Raw genomic sequence first — 21,345 nt, forward strand, 5'->3', positions numbered from 1 at the left:
ATGAATCAGCCCGAACGTTATCAACAAGCCAAAAGGATCACCGTCATTGGTGCTCTCATCAACGCCCTCCTAGGTTGTATCAAGGTTCTTGGTGGCGCTTTCTTTCATTCTCATGCTCTGATAGCTGACGGGGTACACTCTTTTTCTGACTTAATTACCGACTTTATGGTGGTCTTTGCTTCAAAATACGGCAGCCAGGATGCGGATGATTCGCACCCCTACGGCCATCAACGCATTGAGACCGCAGCGACCCTGCTCTTGGCAGTTCTGCTGATTGTCGCTGGGGCAGGTATTGCCTGGGATTCGCTCGATGAATTACTCAGTGGCGCAGTGTCTAAACCAGGTGGTTTAGCCCTTATTATTGCCTTTCTTTCCATTTTGGCTAACGAAGCTTTATTTCATTACACCCACCATGTGGGTCAACGCATTCAATCGCCCTTGATCATTGCCAATGCCTGGCATCATCGTTCCGATGCAGCAGCCTCGCTTGTTGTCGCTTTAGGTCTTTTAGGTGCTTTGTTTGGCTTTGTTTATCTCGATGCTATTGCGGCGGTTATCGTTGGTTGTATGATCATTAAAATGGGGATGAGCTATGGCTGGAACAGTGTAAAAGAATTGGTCGATACAGCCGTAGAACCCGAGATGCTTAAACAGATTGAGGCGATTATTGAGGCAGTCGATGGAGTGCAAAAAATTCATCAGCTTCGCAGTCGCCTTATGGGTGGTGAGGTACTAATCGATGTACATATCCTGGTATCCCCTCTTATCTCTGTTTCTGAAGGGCATTATATTGCGCAGCATGTTCATCGCGCGCTTATTAATAAGCTTAGTGCGGTGAAGGATGTCACTGTACATGTTGATCCAGAAGACGATGAAGTGAGTTGCCCCTCCCTGCATCTACCGAATAGGGATGCTTTAGAAAAGAATTTGATTTTATCTTGGCAAAACGATTTTCCTGAACTCAGTGATTGGACGATACACTACCTCGATGGCAAACTAACTATCGATTTGCAATTCAACCCTAAATTTAATGATTGGCAGCAATTCAAGGAAAGACTAAACATCGACCTACAACCCAACGACAAAATTTGCCAGGTTCGCTTATTTAGCAATCAAGGAGTTAATAACTATGAAGAAAATTAACATAGTGGTTCTTGATGCAAAACCGCTCATTAATAACGACGTCAACCTAGAGCGCTTATATAGCTTGGGTGAGGTAGAGGTTTATGACAGAACAGCTGATGAGCAGGTTATTGAGCGGGCTATAGACGCTGAGATTGTCTTAGTCAACAAGGTAAGATTAGACGAGCGACATTTTGCTGACTTACCCAAACTCCGTTATATCGGGGAAACTGCAACAGGCGTTGATAACATTGATCTTGCTGCCGCCCAAAGATACGACATTACCGTAACTAATGTCCCAAATTACGGAACTGATAGCGTTGCCCAACACGTGATCGCCCTGCTCTTTAGCCATTGCAATCATATTGAAACCCATAATCAATCAATCCAACGCGGTGAATGGCAGGAACAACCTTATTTTTCTTATTGGCTCAATCCAATCACTGAATTGTCTGGGCTTAAACTAGGCTTGCTGGGTTACGGAAAGATAGCCCAGAAAGTTGCCCTTATTGCACAATCTCTGGGCATGGAAATTATTGCTCATAAGCCAAATTCTTTTCAGGATAAGCTTGCGCGCGCCGTTTCCTTAACAGAGCTCTTGCAAGAAAGCGATGTCTTAAGTTTGCACTGTCCTCTTAATCAGGCAACGAATAAAATAATCAATAGCGACACACTTGCTCAGATGAAGGCATCGAGCATTATAATTAACACGAGCCGTGGCGGCTTAATCGACGAATTTGCACTTGCTCAGGCGCTAAGCGAGAAAAAACTCACAGCAGCTTATTTAGATGTGCTTACTAAAGAGCCCCCTGATGCAAACAATCCCTTACTAGGCTTGGCGAATTGTATTCTAACCCCACATATGGCTTGGGCATCAGTCACGGCAAGAAAACGCTTGCTAAATATAGTTTGCGAAAATATTATTCATTTTCTTAATCAGCAGCCTATTAATGTCGTGAAGTGACTGGGCTGTAGTAAACGAACCCATATGGACTATCGAATTCCCGCGGCTTGACCGCCGGATCCAACGACGGTGCAAGATGCATAGGTATCTACACAAGTGACTGTAATAGACGCACGTCATCCAGAGCGCAGCGAAGGATCTCCGGGATTAGCACAGTGCCTCATTCAGGAGATCCTTCGCTGCGCTCTGGATGACGTAATGTTGAGACAAGGAGAGGCATTTGTGTAGACTCCTATGGGCTTGACTGCCGGGTCAAACGACGGTGCAAGATACTTAGATCCCTCGGTCAAGCCGCGGGAATTCGGGATAATCCCCAGATTTTATATGCGATACATTGTAGAGGATAAAGCATTATGGCCGAGGCCACCCTAAAGTTAATTTTTGCCTTGATAACCTTTTTGATTATCCTGCTTGGCGGTTGGTATCCTTTCAAAAAGCGTGTTAAACATGAGGAGCATCACGATTTTCCCATAGGTGAAACCTTGGCTACCGGCGTTTTTCTAGGGGCAGCACTTTTACATATGCTCCCTGAATCTGGGGCTCTGTTTCTCGAGAGGGGGTATCATTATCCTTGGGCCTATCTTATTACCGGCGCTGTTTTTCTGTTTTTCCTATGGTTTGAGCATTTAGGCAAAGAACTTTACCAACACCATAATGCCTCCCATCCGGCTTTTGCAATTCTAGCCTGGGGTATGCTTTCAATTCACTCCATTATGTTGGGTACAGCTTTGGGGTTAAATCATAGTAACTCTGTGATTATTATGCTTTTCCTTGCAATTATTACTCACAAGTGGGCGGAAAGCTTCGCGATTGCTGTTCAACTTAATAAAAGTACACTAAGCCGACGACAAAGCATCTGTTTCTTTCTGAGTTTTAGCCTTATGACTCCCTTAGGTATTTTGATTGGCTGGTACTTTGGCCATGGGGTTGAAACTAATTCTATCTTTGACCCGGTATTGATCGCGGCCTCTGCCGGTACCTTCCTCTATTTAGGAACCTTGCACGGCTTAGAGCAATGTGTAATGGTAGAACGTTGTTGCAATTTACGTGATTTCAGTTTTGTCATTATTGGCTTTGGCCTCATGGCGGCGGTAGCATCCTATGTCTGAATTTATTAAGCAAGAACCACTTATTTTAGCTTCAGCATCGCAAACCCGCCTGAAGTTGCTGCATTCCCTGGGCTTACATTTTGAAGTTATCCCCTCAAACTGTGACGAAGACAGTATTAAACAAAGCGTCAAGACTGACAGCCCGGAAGACCTGCGTAATATGGCTGCTCTCCTTGCGGCCAGCAAAGCTCTCGAAGTGAGCAAGCGCAATCCCAGTCATTTTGTCATTGCAGCCGATCAACTCTGTGTTATTGGTAATCAATATCTCGACAAACCAATTACCCACGAGAATGCTGTCAATCATTTACGCTTGTTAAGTGGCAAAACCCATCAGCAAATTGCCGCAACCTGCATCGCTAAAAACGGTGCTATAGTCTGGCAACACCAGGATATTGCAATTCTTAAAATGCAAACACTCAGTGATAAGACCATAGAGCATTATTTACGCATGGAAAAACCTTATCAAAGTTGCGGAGCTTATAATTATGAAGGCCGGGCGAAATGGCTGTTTAAAGACGTAGAAGGAAGTGAGAGTACGATCCTGGGTTTACCCTTATTGCCATTAACCCAAGCATTGATAGAACTGCAAGCGATCAGTTTATAGAAAAGATATATACTAAAAGAATTCCCGCGGCTTGACCACGGGATCTGAGCGTGATGAAAGCTATATGGACCCCACGGTCAAGCCGCGGGGATTCGGAACAAATTAGAGAATTTCTATTTTTTGTTTTGTACAAAGAATAACTGCCGTTTTTGACATGGAGTTAAGGATTATGGCTAATGCAACTAAAGTTAATCATAGAAAATCGAAACATCAGAAAGAGGCTCTCGGTCATATTAATAAACCGGCTGAAGCCTTGAGTTCTAAACAAACATATGACCGCATAGCCTGTGTATTTCAGGGTGGTGGAGCTTTGGGAGCTTATCAAGTCGGTGCTTTTCGGGCAATTCATGAACGAGGGTATCACCCTAATTTCCTCGCGGGTGTTTCCATCGGCGCTATTAACAGCTCAATAATTGCAGGCAACCCTCGTAATAAACAAATTGAAAAATTAAATGAATTTTGGGATACCATCGCGCCCAAACTATTAGGTGATCCCATCGATTTTAATAGCTTTGATTTCGCGCATCATTTGCACAATCAATGGGGTGCCTTGCAATGCTTATTTTTTGGCCTGGATGGTTTCTTCAAACCACGCGCAGTTCCTCCCTCAGTCTTATCAAATAATACCCCTGATAAATTGAGTTACTATGACACCTCCGAATTGCGTAGCACTTTAGAGAGTTTAATTGACTTCGACCGTATCAATTCGAAAAAGGTTACTCTCTGTCTTGGTGCGGTTAATATTGTTTCCGGTGAAATGGAGTTTTTTAATAATCAAAGCCAAATTATCACCCCTGAACACATAATGGCTAGCGGCGCCCTACCTCCTGGCCTGCCAGCAATCAAAATTGGCGAAGACTATTATTGGGATGGCGGTATTTACGCAAATACACCCTTGGTTACTGTGCTTGATGCCCTACCTGAATTGGATACGCTTTGCTTTGTCGTTGATTGCTTTAGCTTAAAGGGACGCTTGCCAGAAACTATGGATCAATTGGAGGAGCGACAAAAAGATATTCGCTATGCTAGCCATTCTCGTCGCCTAACCAATGTTTATACAAGTCGGCAGAATTTACAGGCAGCTATTAGTCTCTTGGGTGAACATTTAACACCAGAAGCTAAAAAGAAGCCATCCATCCAACGTGTGCTAGAACTAGGCCATGCAAAACACTTTAGTGTTGTACATATCATCTACAATGGCACACCTTTTTCACATTCTTTTAAGGACTACAACTTTGTACGTTCGGCAGTAAATTATCGCATTGAAACCGGTTATAAGGATGCAATTGCCGTGCTGAACAAACCAGATTGGGAGCAAAAATCCAATAAAAGCCTAGCCTGCTCAATTTATGGGGTTCCCTTAGAGTATTTTGATCAGAAATAGGACTCTACATCAAAGCCGTTCGGGCTGAGGAGGCTTTTAGGCCGCCTCGATGCCTTGCACAGGTGACGCTTCGAGACCTGCGCTCGCGCACACGCCTCTCAAAGAACGGTTTCCACTATTTCCTTCGCCTAAGCGTGGAGAAAAAGTGTCTGAAGGATAGATGAGGGATAGTGCTCGAACCGCCCCTCATCCGCCGATTCACCCAATCCTTAAGAAAATCTGATCAACCCCAGCCAAAAATTCATAGCGCCTGAAAACCTTTCATGGCCAATTCATACAATCATAATCCTAGTTTTATATAGTAATAAATATGAAATTTAATTTTTGTTTTTATTGGGGATTATCATGAAAAGAAATGACAAGTCAGTTGCAAATAGTGAATCAAAAAAGAGAAAGCTTGATGAGGCACTAAGCAAATATGACCAGTTGGTTATTGAACATGAAAAATCAACAAAAGATTGCCAAAAACTAACAGGCCAAATAGGAATATACTCAAATGATTCGTCTCCAATAGATAACCAAAACTTTGTAAACAATCGTTTAGAACAAGATGGAATTAAAGCCTTATATGATGGGATTTCCAAATATAAACGTGGCTACGAAAATTTAATTAAGGAAAATTACCCAAACGACGATGCCAGTGATAAGGCTATCAATAATAAACGATTTTTTAGAGAGAAATTCATTCAATTTATGGCAGAAAAAAACGCATCGTCAGAAGGGAAATATAACGGCGATCCAGATATAAGAGCCACCAATCCTGAGCAAGCAACAGTTTCCATGACAGAGTTCCTTGGTGTAGAAGGAGCTAAGTTGTATCAATTAGCCCTTGAGGAAGAAATGAATAGCTTTGAGTACATGAACGCTGTATTCAAAGCGTCCACAACACATTTTGCAGGAGAAAAATGGGCAGAAAGACCTATAATCTTTGTCGCTGGCCCCTCTGGATGCGGTAAATCCTTCGCAGCCCAAGCTGCTGTCGAAAAAGCAGGTGAGTTCTTAGCTAAAGAAGAGAGTAATTCAAATGCAAGCAATCAAGATGGAAATGATGTTGTCGCGGTTGATGGCGGTATTGCTCGAGAAGTATCTCAAATAAGAAAACTGGTTATCCAAGTCGCAAATAATAAGGGCTATCCTGGAATTAATGATTTACATAGCAAGAGTAAGGTTTTGGAGGGAGTAAAGGATAGAATGCAGAAAGCGGTCTTAGATCCTTCAACAAAGGTTGGGGTGGTCATTCCTGAAACATTTTCAGATTTTATGAAACCCATTCTTAATATAAAGAAAGCTCTTTTAAAATTAGTCAGTAACCTTCCTGGTGCCAAAGCAATATTTTGTCGAGTTGATGGAGATGAACCAGATATATTTCAAGAGGTTGTTGCATACATGGGCTCAAGACGTGCCTGGAAAACCTCAGATTTTAAGGAAGAAGGGGAGTCACTTGACTTAAATAACACCAAGATTCCTGAATCTAAAGCCTATGGAGCAAGTGGTTTTAAGTTTGGTCAACTAGGATCTTATTTGGCGGAGCTTTGGTTTATAAAACATTCAAAATCAAAGCTTAGTATAAAAATTTCTAATGACCTTGTGCTTAAAAGACCTGAGCCCCTCGATTCACAAAATTGGGTGGATGCCAAACAAGGCGAGCCTGGAACAGAAATGTTTTCAAAACGTGTTTTTAATCAATGGCAAGAATATCTTGCTGACCATCAAAAAAATCCTTCACTCACTAGCGAAGAATATGCTAAAAAATCTCCACGCCCAGCTTATCAATTTTCAGACTTAGCAAATCCCCTACTCACTCTTAAAGCTTATGCTAAAAAATATCCTGCCCCTTCTTTAATAAAAACCTCGGGAGAAATGGATTTTGCTATAGCTAAAGAAATCTTCGGAAAAAGAATAGAGGCAATCAAAGAAAGCATTGCAAAAGAAACGATAAAAAATCCTGGCAGTGTAAACATAAAAGAACTAGAGGATGCATGTAAAGTACTAGACGTAATTAAGATGAATATGGGGCTCATTGGCAGACTTAACAATAAAGAGGTTTTGAAGTTAGAAGAGCAACTAAGAACTAATATTATAATAATGAAAAAACACGGTGATTTCAGTCTTATTCCTGGCACCGAAAAAGATCTAAATCGTGCTATGAATGCGCTTAAAAAAATTACTAAGGAAATGTCAGAACAAGAATTAAACAATGATGTCTCTTCCCATTCTTCACCTCCCTCTTCACCGGAGTTTTCATCGCCCCATTCATCACCTTCTTCACCAGCGTCTTCATCCCCCTCTTCATCTCCAAACCAGTTAAAAGTAGGAGAAAGGACATTGAATCCCAAATTCTCAAATCAAAAAGCAATGAGAGAGGCGCTTCTTATAGTAAGAAATCAAGAAACGGAGAACGTTAGTGATCAACGACTCAAGGTCATTTGACCATTGACGTCACAACCAAAAACCGACTCTTTGCGCAAAAAGTCGGTTTTTGGTCTCACAACAACAAAATGTCAACAGTCTCTTAACCCCTAAATAGCCCCTGCTGGACAAACTACTTTGGCTATGCCAGGATGGGTGCTGCACAAAAACCTCAAGCTTTAAAAGTGCACAGGATTTATTACAACAAAGGAGATGTTATGAAGAAAAAGTGTGACAGTTTGAAATTTAAACTGGCCGTGTCATCTGTGTTGCTCGGTATGATGAGCGTTCAGGCACACGCTTTACCCAATGCTCCTGGTAAGGCGCACCATCCAATCCATTACAAGCCAAATACACCGCATATATTGCCCAGTGGTTTAACACCTAATCAAGTAAGCCATGCTTATGGATTTGCCCTGTTATCTACACACGGAGAAGGACAAGTTATAGCAATCGTCGATGCCTTTGATGACCCTTATATCGAATCTGATTTAGGTGTATTTAACAAGCGTTTTGGTTTGCCTACTTGCACCACAAAAAATGGCTGCTTTAAAAAAATCTATGCTAGTGGTAGAAAGCCCAAGACTGATGCCGGATGGTCAGGCGAAATTGCGCTCGATGTTGAGTGGGCTCATGCTATGGCACCCAAAGCAAAAATTATCTTAGTCGAAGCTGCCAGCGATAGCTTGAATGATTTATTCCAAGCTGTACAAGTCGCTGTGAAAAGTGGAGCTACGGTTGTATCAATGAGCTGGGGTGGTGGCGAGTTTAGTGAAGAAACTCAATTTGATAGCTATTTTAACAACCCCAATGTCACCTTTACTGCATCCTCTGGTGATAATGGTACAGGGCCAAGTTATCCTGCTGCCTCTCCTTATGTCTTAGCTGTAGGCGGAACAACTCTGCATGTCGATTCTTATGGAAACTATCAAGGCGAATCTGCCTGGTCTGGTAGTGGCGGAGGAATTAGTACAATAGAAGCTATGCCAGCAGGCCAAAGCAGCTTCTCAATCCCCCAAGCAAATAATATGCGCGGAATACCTGACGTATCCTACAATGCCGACCCAGAAACTGGCTTCTCTGTGTATAACACAGTCCCAGGTGACGGAGGTACAGGCTGGTCTGTAGTAGGTGGTACTAGTGCTGGAGCACCACAATGGGCAGCTATCGTTGCTGTTGCGAATTCTCAATTGAAAGCGCAATTGGGTAAGAATCTTGGTGGAAACTTTGCTAATCTGCTCTATTCTGCAGCGAATCCTCAAACTGGGAACTACAGTAGTGACTTTAATGACATAACCGATGGTAGTAACGATAATACCGGTGGTAGTTGTCAGGATGTCTGTTCCGCGGTAGGCGGTTACGACTTTGTTACCGGCTTGGGTAGCCCTGAATTAGGAAACCTTATTGGTGATTTACCCAATTACCTAATGGCTCAATTAGTTCCTGCTAACTCTCCAATCTTAGATCTTATAAGCTAACTGACACCCCTCATCCCTGAGGGCTCCCCTCAGAGATGAGGGGATATCATCACACCTTCTCCAATACCTCATGTAAATGCTTCACCGCCTCAATCTCCATACCAATGTTCTGCTTAGGGGCATTAGCATAGGGTACAATAGCCCGCTTGAATCCATGCTTAGCCGCTTCACGTAATCGTTCCTGACCACTTTGTACCGGCCTTATTTCACCGGCCAAACCAACCTCGCCAAAAATAATAGTTTCTCGATCAAAAATCCTATTGCGCAAACTTGATACAACTGCTGCTAATAGCGCCAGATCACTACCAGTCTCTGTGACCTTTACACCACCAACTACATTGATAAATACATCCTGATCAAAGGTTGCTACCCCACCATGACGATGTAGCACTGCAAGTAAAATAGCTAGGCGATTATGTTCAAGACCTGCCGACACTCGTTTGGCCTGCTGACCATGAGCCTCATCAACTAAGGCCTGTACTTCGACCAACATGGGGCGTGAGCCTTCCCAGGTTACCATCACAGCAGAACCCGGGGTTGCTTCAGGTTGGCGTGATAGAAAGATCGCAGAGGGATTTGCAACCTCTTTCAGACCACGATCGGTCATGGCAAAGACCCCAAGCTCATTGACCGCACCAAAACGATTTTTGATAGCGCGGATAACCCGAAAACGGTTATCACTTTGCCCTTCAAAATATAAGACACTATCCACCATATGTTCTAAAACCCGTGGCCCAGCTAAAGCACCCTCCTTAGTCACATGACCAACCAGAAAAACAGCGGTTTGGGTTGTTTTGGCGAATCTTACTAATTGGGCCGCTGACTCACGAACCTGTCCCACGCCGCCGGGTGCGGAACTCAGTGTTTCAGTAAAAATAGTTTGTACCGAATCAATCACCATGATACGGGGTAATTCTTTTTGGGCATGAGCAATAATTGATTCAACCTGAGTTTCGGCTAATAAGCGCAAGTTGGCAGTGGGTAATTGCAAACGCTTGGCACGCATGGCAACCTGTTGCAGAGATTCCTCACCGGTAACATAGAGCACTTTTTGTTGCTGCGATAGGTTAGCGAGGGTTTGCAATAATAAAGTGGATTTACCAATACCCGGATCACCACCAATGAGAACAACAGAGCCATCAACCAAACCACCGCCCAAAACCCTGTTCAATTCCGACAAGCCACAATCCATGCGGACTTCTCGATCAAGCACAACATCGTCAATGGCAGTTACTGCAGAACGTTGATTGGCATAATGCCCCATCCTTGTACCACGCGCTGTTGCGACTACATTTTCTTCGCTAATTGCATTCCAGGCACCGCATTGAGTACATTGCCCTGCCCATTGGGAAAAAACTGCTGCACATTGATTACAGACAAAGCGTAATTTAGTTTTCATCGACCTTGCGCCTAAGCCACTACAAAAAACTGAGCTTAGGGTGTCACCCCTAACTTGTCAATTGCTGTCCCTGCACCCTATTTGTATAATCGCCGAGAGCTTATTAGAACTGACGGAATAGAAATGAATAACAGAATTTATCAATGGGCTGTAGTTGGCGCAGGCCCAGCCGGCATTGCTGCAGTAGGCAAGCTTTTAGATTATGAGGTTCCAGCACAAGATATCTTATGGATAGATCCGCATTTCCTGGCTGGAGACCTTGGTCTGTTATGGAGGAATGTGTCCTCAAATACGACCGTACAGCGTTTTCTTGATTTCTTGAATGATGTCGAGTCTTTTGCTTATGAAAAGGCGCCTAAAGATTTTCACTTAAACCATTTACCGCCAAACGATACCTGCACCTTGAAAGAGATTGTTGAACCCTTGGAATGGGTTTCACAGCAGTTAACACAACAGGTTGTTACTGAGACCGCGACAATTCATAGCATGTCCCTGACTGAGCGAACCTGGACCTTAGACTCGAGTTCCAAAAGCTATAAAGCTAAAAATGTCGTTCTCGCAACAGGTGCCGTCCCCTCCAGCCTTAACTACCCAGGCGTTGATGTTGTCCCCTTTGAAATCGCTATCGATAAAGAAAGGCTGTCGAACTATGTAAATAAAAATGACACTTACGCTGTTTTTGGCTCTTCGCATTCTGCAATTATTATTGTTCGTTATCTGGTCGATTTAGGTGTCAAAAAGATCATTAACTTTTATCGCTCGCCCTGCCGCTACGCAATTGAGATGGGTGATTGGATTTTGTTTGACAATACCGGTCTGAAGGGACAAACAGCTGCTTGGGCAAGAGAAAATATTGATGGGGTTCTGCCAGCTAATCTCGTTCGTTATAACACCAGCGAACCCAACATCGCGCGCTACCTCCCTGAATGCGACAAAATAGTTTATGCGGTTGGCTTTGAACGACGCAACAATATTGTTATCGGCGATTATGAACACGCCAGCTACAACCCACATGTTGGAATTATCGGACCAGGCCTGTTTGGCTTGGGCATTGCTTATCCAGAACTTAAACCGGATCCCTTTGGCTCGGTAGAGTCTCAGGTGGGGTTATGGAAATTTATGGCTTATCTGAACAAGGTGATGCCGGCTTGGTTTATGTATCATACATAGAAACGGCCCGTCATCCAGAGCGCAGCGAAGGATCTCCTGAATGTGGCACAGTGCTAATCCCGGAGATCCTTCGCTGCGCTCTGGACGACGGGGGCATTAAATATATAAATCACTAGTTCTGAACTTAATTTCACCCTCCTCAACCCAAGCTTTAGTGAGTGAATATTCTGGCAATTCAATCCAGGTTGTGCGGTCATTAGTTAAGGGTTCTGAGGCAAATAAAATGTTGTTTCGTTTGTTTGAACCGTGCATTTTATACATCCCATCATAAATTCCATAAGCTTCACCAAAAGTAACCCAAAGACTATGATATTCAAGAAAAGCTTTATGAACGAGGGTTGAACTACAGCCAAAATCAAAGACAAAGCGGGTAACAATCAAGTAGTGTCCATTGGTTACAAAAAGATTGAGTGGAGAAGGCTCTTCAATGCCAAGTTTTTGGCGTACTTCCTTTAAGGTTTTAATCGTATTAATAAGCGCTTCAGTCGCTTCATTGAGAGAAATTTCTTGGGTGTAATCCGATAAATAAGTTAAAAAAAGTGAGTAAACCCACTCGCTATCTGTAGTTCCTTTAATTTGAGATAAAATTTCCGGTTTAATAATCCTGGCAAGAGCCACTTTCATTAAAGGCATTTGATCAAGTTTGCCATTATGAGCTAGCACAATTTTTGCATTTTCCAACATAAATGGATGAACATTTTGTTCTGAAACCGTTTCACTCGTACTGTATTGTACGCCGCGAACATGAGCTAAGAGGCAATTAGTATTTATTTTGTAAGACATTCGATAGAGATTTTTATCGAAAAACGGCAGCTGTGTCGTTTTATAATAAAAGGGCTTTTGCGGTTCAGGCGAATTAGGAGACCAAGCACAAAAACCAAGGCCAGCAAGATTCTGAATATGATGCATTAATAATGGCGCATAACTCTGATGAGCTAAAGAGTTATCTGGACCATAAATTAGATCATAAATCGACACTTCTTGTTTTCCCAAATACATTAGCATTCTACACATAAGACTACCTCCATAATACCGCTTTATGTCTCAGGGTATTATGTTGTTGAACTCACTATTTATCCTTAAAAACTGACGATTAACACTATAAACAGAACTAATAATAGCTCGGTTTATCGATTCACTAATTGTATAAAATATAGCCGGGTTCGCTTGATAAAGCTCCAGATAAACACCCATATCAAGCTCTAAAATTACGCATTTTTCACAGGTGACATAATCCGCAACTTGACGAAAGGCAGGGAAAATAAAATTCTGTAAAAATAAATCGCCTACTCCTGAAATAGCTATCGACTTTTTTAATTCATTATTTTCTTTAATAAAAAACATTACGGCGCCAGAATAAACAATGCCTATTTTATTTAGCTCTTTATTATTAGATAAAAAACGATAGCCCTTTCCATATCCTTTAGCTTTCATAAGCGACAGCAGTTTTAAAATTTGATTTTCAGTAAGTCGATTAAAAAAACTTAATTTTTGTATGTGATTTAAATCTAATTTATTAATGTCTAATTCCTTTATATAGGCATAAGGATTTTCCAGGCTAACCCTATGTTCATAATCTGATTCATCCCTAGGTATGCTATCTAATATTTTCAATATATTGTTAATATTTAATATTATTTTATCTGCTGTTTGATGAGCTATTTCCTTTTCAATTTTATAAGAAACATCGGGCTTGGCAGTACGTAACATCTCAAGTAATTTATGATAAAAAACAATACAACAACAGGGCTCTAAGGCAGCTACTGTTGCAGTAACTAATGTATTTGAAAGAAAGGTTACCTCACCAAAAACCTCATTAGCCCCTAAAACTGCTAAACGTTTTTGATAATCACCAGGAAGATTAATATCAACGGATACAAAACCAGAAATAACCAGATATAAATCCCCGCCACGACTACCCTGTGGAAGGATAATTTCCCCCTTAGCAAATTTTTTTTCTTCCATGTAAGGTAGAATAAATTTAATTTCTTTGGAAGTTAGCCCATTAAAAAATGGTACCTCTTCATACTTTATAGCAGGCTTAATTTCCATTTTTACCTCCTATATCTTCCATTCTGAAACTGGGATTTCCTGATATTGATTTTCTAAATATGCAGCCATCATATTATAAAAATCATTCCCATATTTCTTAATGAATTTACATTGCCAAATACTTCCATTCATCTTGTTGTTTACTCTCCTATCAATTAAGTCGAGATAGAAATTAATATCAGCGGCCTGAATATCAAAAATCTGCAAACCTTTTCTTGCTAAAGGGATAAGATTTTTTATTAATTCGCAGGCAGAAACGTCTCCTCCTAAAAACCATTTTAGCTGAGCATCTAAACCATAGCGCGCCGCATTAAAAAAATTTTTCCTGGCAAAATGAAAGGGTAGCAAATAATTGATGGGGGTACTTTGTACAGCATAGTAATTTAAAAGCCCATAGAAGAAGGCTGCATTGGCAACCATGTCGATAACTGTCGGCCCAGTTGAGGGGCCACGGTGCTCAATACGTAAATAAGGTTGATTCTGTTCATTAAAATCGATAATAGGACGATTCCATCTATAGACCACGCCATTTTGCCGTCTGACATGAAACATAAATTCCGGAGGAATATTGGGCACAACCTCTGGTAACAAACGCGGAAAAAACTGATAGTTTTGCTCAAATAATTCGAAGAAAGAATCGTTCAGATAATTCAGACCAAATAAACAACTTTTAAACCCTCTGGCTTTATCAAAATGTTGCAGTGTCTTTACCTGATCAAAGCTAGCAATTCTTGTATCAGACCAGACATGTTTTCCCAAAAGAAAGGGGCTATTAGATGCAATTGCCAGCACAGGTGCTGCTATTGCCTGCGCAACATTGTAATAACGCACAGATTGACTTAATCCAATTTGCATATGTGGTTGAAGGGCTGAAATTAGCCCATTCATCGCTAAGGATCCTGGTTCTAATCGAAGATTTTCAACCCCTTCAATATTGATGGAAATTGGCTTACCGCCTCGTTGCTCACTCATGCAGGAATTAATTAGATGATAGCGTTTTTTATCCGTCATAAAATTCAATTGGTGATGTATCTCTGTAGCCGTAGGTAAAGAGCCAATCAAGGCCAAATGGTAGTTGTTTTTCCTAGCAAGATCGTGACATTTTTTCCAATACTCAAGAATATTTTGATGCAAGCCAGTTAAACAATTCGCAGTAAAATTGAAATGTTCTGTATTAATTTCAAGCTGTGCTGAACCTACCTCACAAACTAAGTGGGGCTCTGCAACTAACTCAATGAATTTTAAATTGTTTGGTGAGGGAGCATAGTTATTATCGAGAAGAAAAAACTCAATTTCAGCGCCAATTTCTAACCCTCGTTCAATGAAAATCTTATCGATAAACCAATTTTCAAGCAAAGCCGTTTCTATTAGCAGTCTTTTATCAAAATCGCTGTAATCTATCGCAGTAGGCCAATCGTTTACTTCTTTATAACTTATCATAAGCAGAAACTCTTCTATTCAAAGTTTCATATTTTGAGTGTGGTGCATAAGCAATTCATCGTCAAGCAAAGTTGACTTATAATTGGACAAAAATGCAATAACAGAAAACATGCATCTTGAAGTTAATTGGGTATATACTCTCCGAAATTGAAGGACTATGCCTTAGGAAAGCCTAATGACCAAACCAATCCATTTTGAAAAATCAATGACAGAACTCGAAGAAATTGTTATGCAATTGGAAAAAGGGGAATTATCACTGGAAGAATCCCTAAAACAATTTGAAAAAGGCATAAATCTGGCGCGCAAATGCCAAGATGTGTTAAATCAAGCCGAACAAAAAATTGAAATGTTGGCCGCATCAAACTCTACAAACAGCGAATTTTCTGATGATTAATCAAACTATTACGAATTATATTAGCCATCACGATGAGGTGCTTGAACGCTTAGTCAATGAAGCCGACATTCCGGCTGAACGATTAAGAAATGCTATCCTTTATTCACTTTTTCCAGGTGGGAAACGCTTACGACCTATGCTGGTTTATTTATGTGGCGAAATTCTCGAGGTCCCGCCTAACTGCCTCGATCCGATTGCCGCTGCAATCGAGATAACCCACTGTTACTCCCTGATTCATGACGATCTACCAGCGATGGATGATGACGATTTTCGCCGAGGTAAACCCAGTTGTCATAAAGCCTTTGATGAGGCTACAGCTATTTTGGCTGGTGATGGTATGCAAGCACTGTCGATTGAAATTTTATTGAAGTATCTACCAACCCTCTTAACTTATGCCCAAGTTAATGAGGTATGCCGAGAACTGGTTCATGCCAGTGGAACTGCCGGCATGGTAAGTGGGCAAAGCCTAGATCTTTCCGAATTAAAAAATCCAGAAATCAATGAAGCACAGCTACGATTAATTCATTCACTGAAAACAGGCAAATTAATTTCTGCCTGTATCAAAATGGTTATTGCTGCAGCCAGACCGCCCAAACCAGTTTTGGAGACCTTGATTAGCTACGCTAATTATCTGGGGCTGGTTTTTCAAATGCAGGATGATTATCTAGATCATTATGCTGAGGACGATATTTTAGGTAAGGGGCGCTCCTCTGATCTGGCAAATGAAAAAATTACTTTTGCCAACCTCTATTCTAAGGCTGAATTGCTTAAACAAATAAACCAACTCTATCAAGCAGCCAAAGAGATACTCTATCCTTTTGGCGAGCAAGCAGCGAATTTATTAGCACTGACGGATTATCTTCATAGGCGTACCTAATAGCCTCTACATTATGTCATCCAGAGCGCAGCGAAGGATCTCCGGGATTAGCACGGTTCCACAACCAGGAGATCCTTCGCTGCGCTCTGGATGACGGGCGTTAGTGGGATAGGGCAGACTCTTCTCTGTGGCTCTTAGGCCCCAAAATGGTTAAGAAGATATCTTCCATCACTTATGGCATAATAACCACTTCAACTCTGTAGATTAATTAGCTGGAAAATCAATGAACTACATGAATCTCAACTATTTTCTTCATCCTGATAAAGCACTAAATGGTTTCTATGCTTTATGTCTCTTTGTACTTGGCTTTATTTTCGCTAAAAGACTAAGCAACGTTATTGAGAGAGTCTTATCTAAACGTGTCTCACGCCATCATACTATGCTAATCAAACGCACTGTTTTTTATGGTATTTTTATCGTTTTTAGCGTAACGAGCTTACAGCATTTAGGTTTCAAACTCAGTGTTTTATTAGGTGCTGCCGGAGTATTTACCGTTGCTCTCAGTTTCGCTTCACAGACAGCTGCGTCGAACTTAATAAGCGGGATTTTTCTTCTCTTTGAACATCCCTTTAAGGTTGGCGATACTGTAGAAATAAAGGGGATCAATGGTGTTGTTGACTCTATCGATTTACTCTCAACCAAGTTAAAAACCTCTGATAATAAGCTAGTCCGAATCCCCAATGAAGCGATGATTAAATCAGAGATCACTAATTTAAGTTATTTCGCAACTCGACGCCTTGATTTAATTATTGCCATTGCTTATAGCTGCGATATCGTTAAGGTGAAGGCAGTTTTGTTGGACCTTGCTGATCATTGCGAACATGTTTTGAAGGACCCAGAGCCCAATGTCACCATTAATAATTTCGCCAACTCGGCTGTGGAACTCAAATTCATGGTTTGGACAACTACAACCGAGATAAATTCAACCCGTAACCATTTACAAGAAATGATAAAAGAACGTTTTGATAGGGAAGGCATTGAGGCTCCTCCTCCACAAGTTACGGTACAACGAGTATAAGATATGGATCCTATTACCCACGCAGCCTTGGGTGCAGCCGCAGCTGAGGCTATTTTGTTCAAGCGAGATAAACAGGGTAGATCTAGTGTTTGGCTTGTGGGCGCTTTGGCTGCAATGGCACCTGATTTGGATATCTTTATTAATTCAAATACAGATCCCATGTTAGCGCTCTTGTTCCATCGTAATTTCACTCACTCCCTAACCTTCATCCCTCTAGGTGCAGCGCTGGTTACCTTGGGGCTTATGCTTTTTAAACGCTTTCGTAAGAATCCCTGGTTGACCTTTTTGGCAGCGCTTATTGGTTATGCGACGCATGGATTACTCGATGCCTGTACCAGCTATGGGACGATGTTATTCTGGCCATTCTCCGAGACCAGAGTCAGTTGGGATATTATTGCAATTATCGACCCGCGCTTTACCACTCCCTTAGTGCTTGGTACTGCCTGGACGGTTATCAATAAAAAACGCTTAGGTGTGTTTGTTGGCCTTAGCCTAGCTGGTTTATTCATGCTTTTTAATATTTATCAACACAGCCGGGCAATGTCGGTTGCCAATACCTACGCACAAGAGCAGCATCTAGCAACTAATGAATTTCGTGTCTTCCCCTATTTAGCAAGCTCAACGCTTTGGCGCTCCGCTATTATTTCCAATAACCAGATTTATGTAGCCGATATACTTACTCCTTTGTTCAAGAAAAATCAGCTAAGCTCAGTTGGAGTATTTCCTCTCTTTCGCCAGCAACAACTGCCAGCCGAAGTGATGCAATCCCATAGCCAATTACACGATTTCACAATCTTTAACTGGTTTTGTGATGGCTATGTTATCTTAGCTCATCAGAATCCTTTGATCCTTGTTGATGGGCGTTATCTCATTAACAAAAATCCAACTATTGCTCTTTGGGGGATTCAATTTGTACCTGGGCAACCCCATGTATCATCATTTAGTCTTATCAAACTAGGAATTTCAAAATGACAGCAGGATTACTTGCCACTGGCGACGAAATAATTCATGGTGATACCCTTAATACCAATAGCCATCAGCTTGCTAAAATCCTAAGTTCTGAAGGCATTTCCTTGGGACTCCAGCTTGTCTGTAGTGATAAAGAAAGAGAGCTTTTTGATTGTATTAATTTTCTTGCCTCTAACCATGATCTGATTATCATTACTGGCGGTCTAGGGCCAACCTCTGATGATCGTACCCGTTTTGCATTAGCTCGCTGTCTTAATCTGGACCTGATAGAGTTTCCACAAGCAATTGAACATATTAAAAATCGCTTAAAATTAAGCGACGACCAATTAAACACAGGTAATAGGCAGCAAGCTTTATTTCCAGCTGATGCAACAATTCTTCCTAACCCTAATGGCACTGCAGTGGGCTGCTATTACAACTGGCAAAATAAAGTGTTTGTGCTCTTACCAGGCCCTCCTCGCGAATGCATTCCTATGTTTAATAACTATGTTATGCCCCTACTGCAAAAGGCAGTTCATAGTGAAAAACAACTTATTAAATGGCGTTTATTTGGTGTTGCTGAATCGGAGATCGGCCAGAAGATCGATGAGGCTTTAGCTGGCGTTGATTGTAAAATAGGTTACCGCCTAGAGACCCCCTATGTTGAATGCAAGGTGAGCTGTAAGAAACCCTTAGTTGAAACTGTCAAACAGATCCTTGAACCCATTATTGCACCACATATCATTGCCACACCTGAACAAAAAGCCTCAGAGTACCTTTATGAAGCAATCGCAAAGATTCAGATTCCTATTTCTATTGTTGATGAGGTTACTGGCGGTATTTTGCAAACCCTAATCCAACATCCAACAAGCTACCCATGGGTTAAGTTTTATCCTTATGAACAGGCCGAACTCCATTTCCATCTTCGCGGACTGAAGGAATATTGGTCAGGTGAAGGTAAGACGGGAAAAACACAGCTGTCGATTGAATATAAAAATAACCGACTAAGTGGTAAAGAAAGCCATGAAAGCCACGAACTTCCATTTCGCAGCCCTCTTGTCGTCCACTATGCTGCAGAATGGCTAAGCTTCCGCCTCTTTCATCTCATCAATCAGTTGCATCAATGAGTAACAGAGCTGTTGAGTGCCCTCTCCGCTGATTGCAGATATGGTAAAGACCTTGTCTTGCCAATCTAAGCCATCAACAATAGCCTTCTCTGCATCATGGCGCGCCTGTTCATCAGGCAACATATCCATTTTATTTAATACTAACCAGCGAGGTTTGTTGACTAATTCTGGATCATAAACTTCAAGTTCTTTGATAATTGCCTTGGCAGAATCAACGGGGCTTGAACCATCAAGAGGAACCATGTCCACAACATGTAAGAGTACACAGGTCCGTGATAAATGCTTTAAGAAACGATGTCCGAGACCAGCACCATCAGCAGCTCCTTCGATCAAACCGGGAATATCAGCCATCACAAAACTTTTGTGAACAGAGACAGAGACCACACCCAAACCAGGGTGTAAGGTTGTAAAAGGATAATCAGCAACCTTGGGTTTAGCACTTGAAACTGCGCGAATTAATGTTGATTTGCCAGCGTTCGGCAAACCAAGCAAGCCGACGTCAGCTAAGACACGCAGTTCAAGGCGCAAATGTCTTGATTCACCTGGTGTTCCAGGCGAGGTTTGGCGTGGCGCACGATTAATACTGCTTTTATAGCGAGTATTTCCTAGGCCATGAAAACCACCCTGAGCAATCAACAGCCGTTCTCCAGCATGATTGATATCCCCAAGTAGTTCTCCTGAATCAATATCATAGACCATTGTACCTACTGGCACCTGGATGATTAGATCATCCCCTTTCTTACCAGTACAATTGCCTCCCATGCCTTGCTGACCATTTTCGGCCTTAAACTGACGCTGATAGCGAAAATCAATTAAAGTATTGAGATTTGAGTTCGCTTCGAGAAATACACTCCCGCCATCTCCTCCATCGCCACCATCAGGGCCGCCACGTGGGACAAATTTCTCGCGTCTAAAGCTTAAGCAACCATGACCGCCATTGCCAGCTTCTACTTTAATGATCGCTTCATCGACGAATTTCATGATTTAACTCTTTGGACTAAAAAAAGTAATAGGTCACCTCCATCCCGAATTCCCGCGGCTTGACCGTGAGATCTATGGGCTCAGAGTGAAGAGCGTCTAACCAGCGGATCCCGCAGTCAAGCCCCGGGAATTCAATACTAGCGCGGGGGCTGACCTATTACAAAAAAAAGCCCCGGATACTGGGGCTAATGAATAGTTCTAAAAAGACATTCCCGCATAGGCCGGAGCTGCTTTTATTAATTTTCTACTGCTTTAATCGTTACGTATTTACGGTTTTTCGCACCCTTAATAGTGAAGTGTACGATCCCGCTAACCAAAGCATATAAGGTGTGATCACGGCCACAGCCAACACCTTCACCAGGATGAAAACGAGTACCACGTTGGCGAACGATAATTTCACCAGCATTGACTAACTGACCACCATAGCGCTTAACACCAAGGAACTTAGGATTCGAGTCGCGGCCGTTTCGTGTACTACCACCTGCTTTCTTATGAGCCATTTCTTTCCCCTCTTACTTACCAATCGCAGTAATTTTTACTTGCGTATAATATTGTCGATGACCCATTTGTTTCATGTGGTGCTTACGACGACGGAATTTGATAATTTTGATTTTCTTGTGACGGCCATGCTCAATAACCTCGGCTTTCACTGCTGTCTTAGCAATAAAGGGTGTACCCCAGGTGATCTTATCGCCATCAGCAATCATGAGTACTTCAGAGAAGCTAACTTCGTTGCCAACTTCATCAGGCAGTAATTCTAATTTGATAACATCGCCTTCTTTTACGCGGTATTGCTTACCGCCCGTTTTAATCACAGCGTACATAGCTATTCTCCAACTCGCCTGAATGGCTTTCACAAATTTAACAAA

Annotated in this window: 20 protein-coding genes; 13 read left to right on the forward strand and 7 right to left on the reverse strand. The window is 41.9% G+C overall.

The annotated features are described in order from the left end of the window. The 7 genes from BN1094_RS09635 (at position 1) to BN1094_RS09665 (ending at position 9,070) form a co-directional block, all read left to right on the forward strand. Positions 1-1,143: a cation diffusion facilitator family transporter gene (locus BN1094_RS09635; RefSeq protein ID WP_043874202.1), complete on the forward strand. Its 1,143-nt coding sequence runs from the start codon at positions 1-3 to the stop codon at positions 1,141-1,143. Beyond that, positions 1,130-2,086, forward strand: coding sequence for a D-2-hydroxyacid dehydrogenase (locus BN1094_RS09640; RefSeq protein ID WP_052403225.1), 957 nt, complete (start codon positions 1,130-1,132; stop codon positions 2,084-2,086). Before BN1094_RS09635 ends, BN1094_RS09640 begins: the two co-directional genes overlap by 14 nt. Positions 2,087-2,439: 353 nt before the next feature. Continuing rightward, complete coding sequence (locus tag BN1094_RS09645; RefSeq protein WP_043874203.1) at positions 2,440-3,195, forward strand: ZIP family metal transporter; 756 nt, start codon at positions 2,440-2,442, stop codon at positions 3,193-3,195. Then, positions 3,188-3,799, forward strand: coding sequence for a Maf family protein (locus BN1094_RS09650; RefSeq protein ID WP_043874204.1), 612 nt, complete (start codon positions 3,188-3,190; stop codon positions 3,797-3,799). Before BN1094_RS09645 ends, BN1094_RS09650 begins: the two co-directional genes overlap by 8 nt. A 169-nt stretch (positions 3,800-3,968) precedes the next feature. After that, positions 3,969-5,183 carry a patatin-like phospholipase family protein gene (locus BN1094_RS09655; RefSeq protein WP_099909005.1) on the forward strand — a complete coding sequence of 405 codons (1,215 nt, stop codon included), beginning with the start codon at positions 3,969-3,971 and terminating at the stop codon, positions 5,181-5,183. A gap of 345 nt (positions 5,184-5,528) precedes the next feature. After that, on the forward strand, positions 5,529-7,613 hold the full coding sequence (locus BN1094_RS09660) for a hypothetical protein (RefSeq protein ID WP_052403228.1): 2,085 nt from the start codon (positions 5,529-5,531) through the stop codon (positions 7,611-7,613). Between the two features lie 197 nt (positions 7,614-7,810). After that, positions 7,811-9,070 (forward strand): S53 family peptidase, encoded by a 1,260-nt coding sequence (locus BN1094_RS09665; RefSeq protein ID WP_141650458.1) that lies wholly within the window; start codon positions 7,811-7,813, stop codon positions 9,068-9,070. Positions 9,071-9,119: 49 nt separating this feature from the next. Here BN1094_RS09665 and radA read toward each other — a convergent pair whose 3' ends face one another. Beyond that, positions 9,120-10,469 (reverse strand): DNA repair protein RadA, encoded by a 1,350-nt coding sequence (gene radA / locus BN1094_RS09670; RefSeq protein ID WP_043874205.1) that lies wholly within the window; start codon positions 10,467-10,469, stop codon positions 9,120-9,122. A gap of 123 nt (positions 10,470-10,592) precedes the next feature. Between radA and BN1094_RS09675 the strand changes: the two genes are divergently transcribed. Beyond that, positions 10,593-11,639: an FAD-dependent oxidoreductase gene (locus BN1094_RS09675; RefSeq protein WP_043874206.1), complete on the forward strand. Its 1,047-nt coding sequence runs from the start codon at positions 10,593-10,595 to the stop codon at positions 11,637-11,639. A 96-nt stretch (positions 11,640-11,735) separates the two neighbouring features. Here the strand turns inward: BN1094_RS09675 and BN1094_RS09680 are convergent, their stop codons facing one another. The 3 genes from BN1094_RS09680 to BN1094_RS09690 are packed head-to-tail and all read right to left on the reverse strand — an operon-like array spanning position 11,736 to position 15,131. Then, entirely contained in the window at positions 11,736-12,653 is a 918-nt protein-coding gene (locus BN1094_RS09680) for a class II glutamine amidotransferase (protein WP_043874207.1), read from the reverse strand. 30 nt (positions 12,654-12,683) lie between these two features. Beyond that, positions 12,684-13,691, reverse strand: coding sequence for a cyclic nucleotide-binding domain-containing protein (locus BN1094_RS09685; RefSeq protein ID WP_043874208.1), 1,008 nt, complete (start codon positions 13,689-13,691; stop codon positions 12,684-12,686). Between the two features lie 9 nt (positions 13,692-13,700). Continuing rightward, positions 13,701-15,131, reverse strand: a complete 1,431-nt coding sequence (locus tag BN1094_RS09690; protein WP_043874209.1) for a glutamate-cysteine ligase family protein — start codon at positions 15,129-15,131, stop codon at positions 13,701-13,703. Positions 15,132-15,306: 175 nt separating this feature from the next. On the opposite strand from BN1094_RS09690, the gene BN1094_RS09695 reads away from it, so the two are divergent. From BN1094_RS09695 to BN1094_RS09715, 5 genes are all read left to right on the forward strand, one after another. Continuing rightward, positions 15,307-15,525 carry an exodeoxyribonuclease VII small subunit gene (locus BN1094_RS09695; protein WP_043874210.1) on the forward strand — a complete coding sequence of 73 codons (219 nt, stop codon included), beginning with the start codon at positions 15,307-15,309 and terminating at the stop codon, positions 15,523-15,525. Next, entirely contained in the window at positions 15,518-16,402 is an 885-nt protein-coding gene (locus BN1094_RS09700; protein ID WP_043874211.1) for a polyprenyl synthetase family protein, read from the forward strand. Before BN1094_RS09695 ends, BN1094_RS09700 begins: the two co-directional genes overlap by 8 nt. A 223-nt stretch (positions 16,403-16,625) precedes the next feature. Beyond that, positions 16,626-17,420, forward strand: a complete 795-nt coding sequence (locus BN1094_RS09705; RefSeq protein ID WP_081935106.1) for a mechanosensitive ion channel family protein — start codon at positions 16,626-16,628, stop codon at positions 17,418-17,420. A 3-nt stretch (positions 17,421-17,423) separates the two neighbouring features. Then, on the forward strand, positions 17,424-18,392 hold the full coding sequence (locus BN1094_RS09710) for a metal-dependent hydrolase (RefSeq protein WP_043874212.1): 969 nt from the start codon (positions 17,424-17,426) through the stop codon (positions 18,390-18,392). Next, a complete protein-coding gene (locus BN1094_RS09715) occupies positions 18,389-19,495 on the forward strand; it encodes a competence/damage-inducible protein A (RefSeq protein ID WP_043874213.1) in 1,107 nt (368 codons plus the stop codon). The genes BN1094_RS09710 and BN1094_RS09715 overlap by 4 nt, the downstream gene beginning before the upstream one ends. Here the strand turns inward: BN1094_RS09715 and cgtA are convergent. The 3 genes from cgtA to rplU form a co-directional block, all read right to left on the reverse strand. Continuing rightward, positions 19,451-20,476, reverse strand: a complete 1,026-nt coding sequence (gene cgtA, locus BN1094_RS09720) for an Obg family GTPase CgtA (RefSeq protein WP_043874214.1) — start codon at positions 20,474-20,476, stop codon at positions 19,451-19,453. The two genes, BN1094_RS09715 and cgtA, sit on opposite strands and share 45 nt — an antisense overlap. Positions 20,477-20,712: 236 nt before the next feature. After that, positions 20,713-20,976, reverse strand: coding sequence for a 50S ribosomal protein L27 (gene rpmA / locus BN1094_RS09725; RefSeq protein ID WP_043874215.1), 264 nt, complete (start codon positions 20,974-20,976; stop codon positions 20,713-20,715). 12 nt (positions 20,977-20,988) lie between these two features. Further along, positions 20,989-21,300: a 50S ribosomal protein L21 gene (gene rplU, locus BN1094_RS09730; protein ID WP_043874216.1), complete on the reverse strand. Its 312-nt coding sequence runs from the start codon at positions 21,298-21,300 to the stop codon at positions 20,989-20,991. Positions 21,301-21,345 lie beyond the last annotated feature (45 nt).

This window comes from Legionella massiliensis (assembly GCF_000756815.1).
GTDB classification, from domain to species: Bacteria; Pseudomonadota; Gammaproteobacteria; order Legionellales; family Legionellaceae; genus Tatlockia; species Tatlockia massiliensis.